The 12,479-nt window shown below is 27.7% G+C and carries 8 protein-coding genes; 5 read left to right on the top strand and 3 right to left on the bottom strand.

What is annotated here, in order from left to right:
• Window positions 1-149 precede the first annotated feature (149 nt).
• Genes IM807_RS03105 through IM807_RS03085 form a run of 5 tightly spaced genes read left to right on the top strand, consistent with a single transcriptional unit; the run spans window position 150 to window position 9,419 of the window.
• Window positions 150-533, top strand: coding sequence for a hypothetical protein (locus IM807_RS03105; protein ID WP_196362546.1), 384 nt, complete (start codon window positions 150-152; stop codon window positions 531-533).
• 17 nt (window positions 534-550) lie between these two features.
• Entirely contained in the window at window positions 551-2,239 is a 1,689-nt protein-coding gene (locus IM807_RS03100; protein ID WP_196362789.1) for an Mbov_0396 family ICE element transmembrane protein, read from the top strand.
• The gene (locus tag IM807_RS04425) at window positions 2,217-4,919 is read left to right on the top strand and encodes an Mbov_0397 family ICE element conjugal transfer ATPase (RefSeq protein ID WP_196362790.1); all 2,703 of its coding nucleotides are present in this window, start codon (window positions 2,217-2,219) and stop codon (window positions 4,917-4,919) included. Before IM807_RS03100 ends, IM807_RS04425 begins: the two co-directional genes overlap by 23 nt.
• A gap of 38 nt (window positions 4,920-4,957) precedes the next feature.
• A complete protein-coding gene (locus tag IM807_RS03090) occupies window positions 4,958-5,800 on the top strand; it encodes an Mbov_0398 family ICE element protein (RefSeq protein WP_196362791.1) in 843 nt (280 codons plus the stop codon).
• Window positions 5,790-9,419 carry an Mbov_0399 family ICE element protein gene (locus IM807_RS03085; protein ID WP_196362792.1) on the top strand — a complete coding sequence of 1,210 codons (3,630 nt, stop codon included), beginning with the start codon at window positions 5,790-5,792 and terminating at the stop codon, window positions 9,417-9,419. The genes IM807_RS03090 and IM807_RS03085 overlap by 11 nt, the downstream gene beginning before the upstream one ends.
• 33 nt (window positions 9,420-9,452) lie before the next feature.
• Here IM807_RS03085 and IM807_RS03080 read toward each other — a convergent pair whose 3' ends face one another.
• From IM807_RS03080 to IM807_RS03070, 3 genes are read right to left on the bottom strand one after another with little or no spacing between them, the layout of a single operon-like run.
• Window positions 9,453-11,120, bottom strand: coding sequence for a hypothetical protein (locus IM807_RS03080; protein WP_230861180.1), 1,668 nt, complete (start codon window positions 11,118-11,120; stop codon window positions 9,453-9,455).
• Window positions 11,101-11,307: a hypothetical protein gene (locus tag IM807_RS03075; protein WP_196362730.1), complete on the bottom strand. Its 207-nt coding sequence runs from the start codon at window positions 11,305-11,307 to the stop codon at window positions 11,101-11,103. The genes IM807_RS03080 and IM807_RS03075 overlap by 20 nt, the downstream gene beginning before the upstream one ends.
• A gap of 10 nt (window positions 11,308-11,317) precedes the next feature.
• The gene (locus IM807_RS03070) at window positions 11,318-12,457 is read right to left on the bottom strand and encodes an Mbov_0400 family ICE element protein (protein WP_196362794.1); all 1,140 of its coding nucleotides are present in this window, start codon (window positions 12,455-12,457) and stop codon (window positions 11,318-11,320) included.
• Between the last annotated feature and the right edge of the window lie 22 nt (window positions 12,458-12,479).

Below are 12,479 nucleotides of genomic sequence, written 5' to 3'. Positions count from 1 at the left end.
ACAAGAATCAGATACTGATACTTTAAAAGAATTAAAAAAATTACTTTTATCTGAATTAGAAGCTGAAATCTTAACACGTAAACAACAAATTGAACTTATAGATAAGCTTATTAAAAATAATGAAAAAAACAAAATAAAGGAGATTTAAAATGGATTTAATTAGTCTTTTTCAAGAAAATGGCCTTGAAACGATAAAAAGCACAGTTGACAATATTTCTTCAAACACACTTAATTTTTTAACAATTATTTTTGGCTCTTTAGTCGGACTTATAGGCGCGGCAATGATTGTGTTTGTTATTACTTTACTCTTGCAAGCCAAATTCGCGGGACTTGAAAAAAAACAACAGATTTACAAACGACTAAAAACAGGAATTGTCATCATTGGGGTAATTGTAATTTTGCTAATTGCTGGCACAGCAATTACTGCAACATTTAAAAATTTATGGAGTAGTTTTGGTAATGGACTCAAAAAAATCGCAGCTCCAAGCGCAACTCAGGCAATAATCGAAGAAATTCAGAAGTTTAAGTTTTAATAATTTAAGGTAAAAAAATGTTTGGTTGACTGATTAATCAGATTGCTTATGGATTTTTCGCGGCGGGTTGATATATATTCTGCTGGTTTCCTTTAGTAATAATTAAAGTTATTACTACTTTATTTGGGTCAATTAATTTTAGCTTACTAAAAGGAATTTTTTTTGGCCAAGAAGGGTTTGAAATTAACAAAATCCCAGTTTCTTTCTGAATTTTTGTTGGTTTATCTGCTGGAGCGCTAATTTTTTTGATTTTATATCGGCTTTTAAAAGGGTTGTTTTATGGTAAGGACAGTCAAGGAAGAACGAGTGAAGGGGAAGTTAAAAACATAATTTTAAAAACAATTTCAGCAATTTTCTTTCCAATTCTGTTTGTTGCATTTCTGTTTATCATTTTAATTGGTGCAAATATCACAATTATGGCGATTAAATCTAGTCTGAATTACAATTACGATTTAAATGTTTCGTTAATTCGCGGTGCCAGCGGTGATTTAAATTTAAAGCCAGAACAAATTACAATTTTGTCAAAAGGCAATGTGATAGATTTTGAAATTTATCAAAATTGGTCATGAGGGCAAGGGCCAAAACTAATTTTGTTAGTATTATTATCAAGTTTGACGATCGCCTGACTTTTAGGAACAACGCTTACAAGTTTAGTTGCGAACATCGCCCAAATGTTTTACCAACTTATTTTGTTACCCGTTTTTTCAATTTCACAAATTAGCGATGACGGAAAACTTTTTAAAAAATATTTAAATGGTTTTTGGGCGAAATTTTGAGTAGTAATTATTTACCAAGTCGCTTTTTTATTTTTCTTTGTTTGAACAGAATATTCAGTTAACGCTTGAGATTTTATCAAAACTAATGATACGGATTACGGCGGAATTGCGAATTGAATATTAAGTTTTGTTTTTTCTTTAATAATGATTTTAGGCGGCGGATTCGCAATTAAAACAATTTCGCAAGAATTCGCAGGTTACTTTGGCGGTGAAGGGTTTGTCAGAAGCCAACAAGAATGAGCACATAAAACTGCATTAGGAGTATCAGCGACTGCCGGACTTTTAGCAGCTGCTCCTGCTTTTGGAAGAAAACAATATCGCAAATTTGCTAAGCTCACAGGTTATTATGATTCTGAAAAAGCACAAATTAAAGATGATTATCGCGCGGGGCGCATTACCAATACGCAAAAGAAATTACGACTTAATGAATTAGCAAATAAAAAAGCACAATTAGGACAAACTTTTCGCCAAGGTTGAGAAAAATCGAGAAGCGAAGGAAAAGGGTTTATCCGTTCCGCCTGAGAAGGTAAAGAGGCATTTAAAGAAAGCAAAGATATGGGGATTATTGAAGGTAAAGGTTATACAATCTCAAAAAATCTTTCTAAATTTGCTGATTGAAGAGCCAAAAGAGCTGAGAAAAAAACTGTTGATACAACATTAGCAAAAAAATATGCAGATAGAAAACAAAAAATCGCTAACGAAAAATTTGCAAAAAGGTCAAAAAATTTATACGATACAGTCCAAATTGGCAACGATGAGGATTATCGTGAAAAAAGTTCTTATAAATCAAGTTATGATAATTTCATTCAGACAAAAATTGAAAAACAAAGGCAAAGAAAAAAAATACAAGACCAAGAAAATCAAGAATTAGATAAACCAAAAGCAAATGATAAAGGAAAAGAAAATAATGAAAAAACAAATTCAGAATAAGGCAATATCAAAAATAAATCTTCACATTTTCAGGAATTTTAATATCTGAGATTTGCTAGTTTTATCGATTGTCATTATTTTTGCGCTTGTTTTTGGTTTCACTATTAATGTTAACTTAAATTTTTTAATCAAAATTTTAATTGTAATTTTATTTTTTGCTTTTGTTGGTCTGCCGCTTTTATTTAATTTCCCTAGTCAAAAAGCACGCGGTTGACAAATTTTAGTTTATTGATTAAGATTTATTTCAATGCCCAAAAAATATTCAATAAATGCAAATGGCTCAAATAATACAAAAAATTTAATTCCTTATATTGGAATAAAAAATGATTTTCTTTTTAATGGCAAATCGTATGTTGGTGGTTTGAAAATTCAGGGAATTGATATTTTTGCTTATGACTTAGAAACGCAGAGTAATATTTTTAATAATTTTGCTAAAATAATAAACAATATTAATAAAAAAATATCAATAATAAAAATCGCAGCGAAAAACGATATTGAGGAAAACCAAAAATTTTTAGATAAAGAATTTACAAACTGCAAAATAAATGCCAATGAAGAAATTTGTGAAGGATATTATGAAGATCTTAATCTAACTTTTGAAGGGCAGTTAAAATTTAACTATTTTTTAGTTGTTTATGATTTTGAAATCAAAGAATTAGAACTGGAATTATTACAAATCAAGTCTCAATTGGCGCAACTAGAAATTGTTGCTGAAAAGTTAAAAATAGAGAATTTACTCGATTTATCGCTAAAAATTTTAAACTCAAACGATGAAGTTGATAAAGATTTCGTAAAAGAAATAGTTAATTTAAATCACGAAATCGAAAATATTCCTAAAAATAAACTAAAAGAAATTGCAAAAAAAACTGGTGAATTAAAAGATAAAATTCAGTCAATTTTTGCACTAGATGAAATTAAATGACATTCTAAATATTTTAAATCTAATAATAAATTTTTTTCTTTACAATCTTTTTCGGAATTACCATTGGAATTACCACCTTTTTGAGCAAATACATTTTTTAATTCTGATTCAAACATTGTTTGAAACATTGAAAAAATGTCTGACAAAGATAAAGAAAAAATTCTTAATAAAGCACATAATATTCTCTCTTTGAACCAAATGGATGAAAACAGAAATATTTTGCTAAAAAGAAAAGGCGAATTTGAACAGCAAGCACTAGAAAACGTTGTTGATGTGGCTGCTAGTGGGCAAAATCTTTTTTATTCAACTTTTTTATTTATTAACTGTGCTGATTCGCGCAAAGAACTAGATAATTTAGAATATACTAATATAAATTTAATTAAATCTGTTAATGCAATTCCTTTTTCATTAAGGTTTAAGCAACTTTTTGCTTATTTAAACATTTTTTTTCGGCAAAATGATAATTTAAAAGAATATATGGAAATGCCCACTAATAATATCACCTGGGGTTTTCCGTTTACTTTACGCGAATTTAATGATAATAATTTTAATGCCTTAGGACTTAATTATTACGATAACACACCACTATTTTTTGATCAGTTTTACCAAAAAGGCTCACGAAAAAACTCGAATTTATTTATTTTGGGAACTTCAGGCTCTGGAAAAACTACAATTACGAAAAAGTTAATTACTTATAATATCTCGCTAGGAAATTCTGTAATAGTTTTGGATCCACAGAACGAATATTGAAAAATAGGTGAGAAATTAGGCGCTAATGTAATTCATTTGAACTCTAGTGGGCAATCAGTTTTTAATCCGCTGCAAATCCGCAAAATTTTTAACCCTTCTGAGGATGATAGAATTATTAATGCTGATTTAATTGCACTTAATTTGTCTAAATTAGAAACATTTTTTCAAATTGTTTTTCCTAATATTAGTAACACGGCTTTAATTGCAATTATTTCTTGTGTAAAAAAACTTTATGATTTAATTGGATTTTACGAAATTGAAGAAGATATTTCCAAACTTGAAAATGAAGACTATCCGATTATCGATGATTTAATTAAAGTTATTAAAGAAAGCGAATTTAGCTATTTACCGGAAATGGAAAAGCAGGTAATTATTGCTAATTTTGAAGCAAGTTTTGATAGTTCTTCAATTTTAGGAAGAATGTTTAACGGGGTTTCAAATACAAACGAAATTAACACTAAATTTAGTATTTTTAATGTCGCGGCTCTAATGAACCTCGAAAAAAGAGTCTATCAAGCAGCGTTTTTCCTTGCTCTTTCATTTATTCAAGGCCAGATTTCTGAATTTTATTTAGAATCCAATCGCAAAATTGTTTTAGTTGTGGATGAAGGTCATAAATTTATTGATGAGTCTAATTTATTTGCTCTTAATTTCTTATTTGATACTGCTAAAACTATCAGAAAATACAATGGTTCTTTGATAATAACAACACAAAATCCGGGTGATTTTGCGATTAGCGGTGAAGCTGCTCGAAAATCAGAAGCAATTATTGAAAACTGCCAATATGCTTTCTTCTTCAATTTAAAAAGCAACGATATTGAAAAGGTTGATAAACTTTTTTCATCATCGGGCGGTCTTACTAAGGAGGAAAAATCATTTATTAATTTAGCCCAAATTGGTGAATTTTTACTAACAGTTAATACTGTTGATAGATTTAAGTTACGAGCTTATTTTAATGATGTTGAAAAACAATATTTTTTTGATAAAGGAAATAAAGCAAATGATTAGTCAAAATAATCAGATGTAAAAAATAATGTGAGGATAACATGGAAGAAGAAAAAGAACTAAATACAAATTTTCAATTTTCAAGTTTGCAATTAAAAAATTTAATTAAATCAGTGGCAGATGGTCTGAATGAAATCAAAACAAAAAGTTCTAAATCTAAAAAACCAAAATCAAACAAAAACAAAACTAAAGAAAAATTTAACGCTGAAGTACCCTCATTTTTATTAAAATTTTCAGAAAAAAATGAGGCAAAAATTATTAATAATTTTCGTGCTCAAGCAAAACTGAAAAAAGAAAATCCAAATAAGTTACTAAAATATTTAATTTTAAATACACTAACTTCAGAAAATACTCTTAAATATTATTCAGCACTAAAAAATGATATTTATTATTCATTAAGAAAAGCTGTTTATACGTCATTATCGCCTTTTTATTTGCGCTTGGAAGAAAATAATATTGTATTTGAGCATAAATACGAGTTAATTAATTCTAAATTAAACCTAATAATTAATCTTTTATTGGAGAATATGCAAAAATCTCAATTCGAAATTGAGCAAAATAAAATGGAAGATTTAGTTTTGTTTAAATCTCTCAAACAAAAACAAGAACAAGAATATATTTTGTTAAAGAAAAAAAATCAAACAAGAAAAAAAGAAATTTATGAAAGCTATAAAAATTATTTATTAACCGAACAAGTTGAAAAAATTATTAATGATGAAGATCAATTAGTAGCTAAACCAACTAGTTTACGCAAAATAAAATCAATTTTAAAAGAATCATACGAGCCTAATTCTAATGATAAAACCCAAGATAGTATGGATTTAGGTCAAAGTCAAGATGAAAAAATCAACCAAGAAAAAGGAGAAGAACAAAATGAAAACTAAAAATAATGTAAATAAAATTTTTTTAATTTTGTTTTCTTTTTCATCAGTTTTTTTGCAATCAGCGACTTATGAAATGCCTATTTATAATCTTGAAGTTAAAAAAGAAACAATTTGAGGTGATTTAACCCCAAAAAACGAATATTCTTTAACTAAAACAAATGATAACTTTAATTTTGATCTCGGACAAACAAATCATGATTGGAAAATTAGCGTTGGACTTAATAGCTTTTATCACGGCTTTACGGGACAAAACGACATAGTAAAAAATTTTTCTAAAGAATGATTCAGTAAAGAAAGAAGTTATTTAAGTGGTACTTGTCATAGTGCGGGATATAATTGCGGAGTTGCTAATTGAAGCAAAACTACAATTCCAGATGGGGTCTATAATTTAAATAACAAACCCAATGATTCAATTTCTGATGATAACTTTGAAATTGAGCTTGAAGATGTTTTATACGGTAAAACCTTGCAAGATTCAGATCAAAAATTTACTGATTTTTTTAATTTGTTTAATATTTCGCTTAGAAGCGGTGATTCTTATTATAAATATTTTTATCATGAAGGAATTGATCGTTTGGGTCAGGAATTCACTAAATTATTTAATACGCCCCAAACTGGTCAATTTAATTTAACAAATATTAAACTAAATTTTGAATACACAGTTAAAGACAATAAAATTACAAAATTAGCTGTTACAATTCGTGCCTTTGTTGAATATAAAACTCAAATTGAATTTGAAAATAAAGAAAGCTCCAAATTGAGAGATTATTTTTCAAATCTTCGTAGTTCTTTTAATTTTGAATTTCCTAAAGGTTATGAAATTTCAACTGATTCTGGTGCTTCTGGAGGCCTTTTTACCGAAAAACCTACTAAAACTCATACAGATACAAACGCTAATAATTTAAAATCAAATAAAGAATATTTTGAAGAAAAAATTAATCAATGATGAAATCAAAACAAAAAGCAAAATAGTGATGAAAATCCTTATAATGTAAAATATAGTTACAATACTTGGTCTACTTCAAAAAATCCAGCAGATTTTTGAATCGAATTTGACCATCCACTCGATAAAAATCGCCAAAAATTTTATATTGTAAATTACGACACACCCGATAAATTCCCAACTTTTTGGAAACCAACACCCTTTTTATTGCAAAAAGAATTTTCTTCACGTCTTGAACTAATTCCTTCGCAAGTTTGAAAATATGACAGCGACCTTAAAGGATTGGTAAAACAAAAAGCTGAACGTAAAAAGGATGAAGAGGCGAAAAAGGAAGAACAAGAAAAAAACCAGGGAAACAACATTTATGGGGGCAAGTTTGAATTTGTTGGTGATGTGAAAGTTAAATTTAATGCTGCAAAAGATGAAAGTGAAGTTTTGTTTATAAATGGGAAAAAAGTAGATGTATTAGATAATCAATTTGAAACAACACTTCAAGATTTAAGATTAGAAAAAAAAGAAAATGGTGGAACTAATCAATATAGAATTGAAATTAAAAAATTTAAACAAGACAAAAAAGAAATTGAAAAATCTTATTCAATCGATTTAGTTACAAAATCAGTTGTTAACATACTTCAGGGAAAATGATTTGGTTGAGACCCAGAAAAAAATTTAAATCAGAAAAAATTAATATCCCAATATCTTTTAGACGATTCAGGAAATCCAATTATCGGCGAAAACGGCGAAAAATTAGAAAATCCAGAATATGATCCAAATATTGACCCACAAACTGGAACAAAAAAACAAATTTTATGGGTAAAAAACAACGGCTCTGATTTAGCAGATAATATTTTTTATAAAGACAATGCTATTAGGGAAAATGGCTTTATTGCCGAGGCCGCAGTTGCTGGAAAAGGGATTAATTTAATATTTTCGCAAAACTTCCAAGATAATAAAGCAACAATTAAAAAATTTAAAATTAATCAAAATCAGAAAAATCAATTATCACTAGCAGCAAACACAAGTCAATATTCTAGTGATTCCTCTGGCAAAGAAATAAAAATCAATAATAATGAAAATGATTATTTTTCGGATTCTGGACTTTGACTTTTTCGGGTAGGATATGAAAGCGACCAGCAAGCGTTTAAATTATTTTTAATTGGTGATAATGACAATACTAAATTATTTTCAGATATTGTTAATTCCAATATATATATTCCTTTTTGGTATTCAGTTGCTGGAAAAAATTTAGAAAAATATTTAAAACAAATTCGCGGGTTTAACCAAAAATATATCAAAGATTTATCATATGAAAAAATTATGGCTCATTGAAAATCTTATATTAATTATAAACTAGATAAAGGCGAAATTCTTGACCCAGTTAGTCAAGAAATTACTAAAAGAATTGACAATGCTCTTGGGAATTATTTACAAAATTTAAATTCACTTAATTTTGATAACAACCAAAAAATTCAGCTAAAAAATTTAGATTTTAAAGATTTAGAAAAATATTTAAATCAAGAACAGAAAGATAAATTAAAAGAAATTGAATTTAGCCCATTTAAATATAACAATAATTGAAGTTTTGAAATTAATTCTGACTTAGCAAAATCACTAAATTTGCCAAATTCGCATTTTGAATTTCCTGGATTAAAAACCCAAAACGAACTTGAAGAATTAAAGAAAACTAAAACTGAAATTGAAATTCCTGATTTTGAGTCAAAACTAAAAGATTTAATTGATAAAAATGCTTTTGATAATCCTGATAATTTGGTAAATAAAGTATCAGTTTTGATAAATTCAGAAACAAAAAATCCAAATATTGTTCTAAAAATCGATTCAACAAAAAGTGGCGAGCTAAAAATTAAACTTTTAACTGATGATAAGCACTTTATAAAAAAAGACCAATATAAATTTAATTTAAAACAAATGCAGCAAAGTGCTCAAGATAATTACGATATTTTTAATGTTTTGCCAAAAAACTTTAAAATTAATTTAAACGGAATAACCGATCCGATAAAAGCAAGCGATTATATTAAAGAGCAAATCGAGAAAATTTCGGCCGGAAAACTAAATTTTGGTGGTAATTACCAATTTGACCCAAAACTTTTAAATCAGCCAGAACTTTTTAAAATTTTTCAAGGTGATTTAAAAACTGCAAAAAGCCAGGGAAATTTAGCGCTATCAGGAATTAGCTTACCAGGATATATTAATTTAGAAATTGCAAATGTTGTTCCGAATATTAGGAACCCAAAAGAGTCTAATTTGTCAAAAATTAAGCTCGAAAATATCAAAATTAATTCTAAAGACCCAAAAATAATTGCAGAAGAGTTAAAAAAACAATTAAATAAACAACTAGCGCCTTGAGGACTTAATTGAGAAGAATACTTAACTCCACTAGAATTTGATAATATTCTCACAAAAATTAGGCATAATAAAATTTCGGAAATTACTTTTAAACCGGGGAATTTTTTGACTCAAGGAGATTTAAAATTCAAAGTTGAAAATTTTGATTTTGAGCCTTATAAATTCGATTTAGAAAATTTAGAAAATAGTAAAAACTTTCTGGAAAATCCCAAAAATCTTTACTGATTTATTCCTGTTAGCGTTGTTGTTTTAGGAATTTTAAGTTTTGGTATCTGATTTTTAATTCGGAAAAAATTCAAAAAGTTTAATTAATAAAAACCACCCAAAAAGGTGGTTTTTATTAACTTAACTTACTTTTGTTTCTTTTGGAAGTTCTTCTTTTGTTTCTTTTGTTTCTTTTGTTAGTTTTTCTTTTTCAATTTCTTTAGTTTTTTCTGGTTTTACTACCGACGAATTTGATTCATCATAATATTCATTGTCGATTTCAGGATCAGCTTTAAATTGGATTCCGTATTTATCTTGATAGTTTTTTAGTCACTGCCCTCAAGCTTTTTGCCCAGCTTTTTTGGCTCCTTGGCGTGCTTTTTCTTTAAGTTCTTCAGAATAATTATTGCCAATTTTTGCATCTTCTTGAGTTGGTAGATCTTGAATTTTGGGTAAAAGGGGTTGAAGGTAGGTGTTGAAATAGTTACCAAACCGAATTTTTTTTACTAATTTGGTTAAAGTGTTTAATTTGTTATCAGTTCTTTTTAAATTAATTCTTCAAATAATTGGTGCAATTTTTTGATTGTAGTACTGAATCAAGTCGGCAATCAATGATTGATCGTCTTGGTTATTTGAAGCGTCAATATTAAAAACTAAGTCTTTTCTTAAATTTAAATGGTTTTTTGGGTTTAAAAAATTAGCAAGTAATCGAGTGAAATTTCAAACTGTGCTAACTTTTGAAACTAATTGTTCAGAAATTTCCTGGTTTCTATCCGTGAGTTCAAAAAGTTGTTTTTCAATATCTCATATGCTCTCTAAAATGCTTCTTGCAGCCGCGGCTGAGCTAATAATTCGTTGCGGGCGGAGCATAAATCAACCAAGTTCATATCATAATTTTTCAGGATTACTAGGTTGATATCTTTTTTCAATATAATAATCATCTCGGAAATAACGCGCAGTATTTATTATTGAATCATCATCCGAGAGTAATGGTTTATCAACTGACGAAGGTCAAATTCGTTCATTAGCTAATAAAAAATCAAAAACAATTGCGTATTTTATTGTTTCATCATTAGGAATTTGGACTTTGTAACGGTCAAGTTCGGGTTTAATTATCGGTAAATAATTACCTGATCTAAGGTCCTCTATACTATCTACTTTATCCTTATCAGTTAAATCTTCATTAAAATCATAAGTTGATTTGCCATTCATTTTTTTTATAAAGTCCTCATATGATTTTCGCAGGCCTTGTTTTCAAACTTCGACTTCACCTTGAACTCCAGGACTTTGATAATCAACTAAATTGCGATTATAATATCCTCTAATTTTTTCATAAAAATAATCAAGTCTTTTTAAATATTCTTCTTTATTATATTTATAAGTATTAAATCCTTTTTTCTTTAGATATTCAGGAATTGACTGTAAAAAGTATCAATAAGGCAAAAGTCCATATTTCCCGGTTCCGCCTTTATTTGGAATAAAACTAGCTTCAGGAATTTCTTCGGTGTAATTTTTTTCAACATTAAAGCGATTTTTTGCTTCTTTTGGGTTTTTCTTTTGTCCGTTAAATCCTAAAACCGAATTAGTAATTGTATCGGAATTTTCTTCTAAAATTGGATTTCCAGCAACTGGATTTGCAGATTTTGGGTTATAACTACCCGGGGTAGGAACGAGCGATTTAGAAATATGTTTTTGCATTTCTTGATAAGGCTGAAAACAAGAAACTAACAAAGTTGGCGCTAATGAAAAACTAGTACTTAATAATAGAATTTTTTGTTTTTTCAATTTTTTATAGATCAAATGCAACATAAAATACTCCATAAATTAAACAAGCTATAATTAAAAAATAAAAATAAGTTAAATTTCGTTTGCGCTTTGCTGTTTTAGAAATAAAAGCTTTTATTCTGTTTGTTTGCTTAACTTTTGTAATATAAATTCCAAAACTAGACCAGAATATCAATGAGAAAATTGCACCAATTAAATGCCCAATTTCCATATTTCTCTCCTTACATCTTCATTTTTAGTTTCTTTTTGTTTTTATCTTTTTCTTCTTCTGGTTTCTGCTTTGCTTTATCTCAAACAGAATTTGAATGATTTGATTGGTTAGTATTTTTTTGCAAGTTTTCTTCAGCTTGAATTACTAATGAAGTTTTAAATCTTTCATTTTCTATTTTTTTTAAAATATCGTTAAATTCAAATTCTAGGTGATTAAAATCAAAAACATCAATTTGATTATTATCTTTTTGCATTATTAATTTGAATATTTTAAAATTGTCTAGATCAAGACTTAAATTACTTTCAACAAACCAATTTATCATAAATTCAAAGTCGTTTTTTTGTAACTCATCTGTTAATTTATCATAATCAATTATTGATTTAGTAATTACTTTTGCATCAATATTAATTGGTATTATTGGCTCTTCTAATGAATTATATTGCTTGATAATCTCCATTGAATTAAGACCATTTTGAATGAATTTATTTTTCTTAATTCATTTTAATAAAGGTCAATGAATTTTTTCTTCCTCGTATTCTTTCTTAGCAAGTGATAAATTATTTCTCAAAAGATTGAGATTTTGAGAGTCTCTTTCTTTTTGCAAACCTTCTTTTTTAAATTTGATTTCGGGCGATTTTGAAGAATTATTATAGTCTTTTTTAAGATGCCAATCGCTAGCATACAATACTTTTGAAGTGGCTTTTTGAATTTTTTCATCATAATCCACTTGTGTAAGCACTACAAACGGTGGTCTTTGATTTAAAAAAGAATTGATAGTATTGAAAATTTTATTTACATAATAATAATCTAATTCCTGAGTGTCCCAAATTTTAGTTTGATTTTTCTTTAAAAACTTTTCCAAGTCATCTTTGTCTATATAAAAAATTTGGGAGCAATCAAGATATGAGTCCTTTCTAAATAATGTTTTAGGTTTATTTACTTTTGGTATTTCAATCTCACCTTTTAACTTTTTTCTAATTTCACCGTTTTTTTTATATTTCGAACGCGCTTTGACATAATAGTATAAATCAGTGTTTGAATCATAAAAAACAACAACAGGATGAGCATCTACTGGTTCTTCAAGACTAGAAAAAATAAGAGAATCATTAAAACTAGTAGGTGTGAATTTCTCTATTAGTTTTTTGGCCATTTTAAACACCCCTTTGACTAAA

Origin of the sequence: Mycoplasma sp. 'Moose RK', from assembly GCF_015708155.1 — a bacterium.
Classification (GTDB): Bacteria; Bacillota_I; Bacilli_A; order Mycoplasmatales; family Metamycoplasmataceae; genus Mesomycoplasma.
Note: the sequence above shows the minus strand (reverse complement) of the source record. Positions and strands in the feature narration are given on the sequence as shown.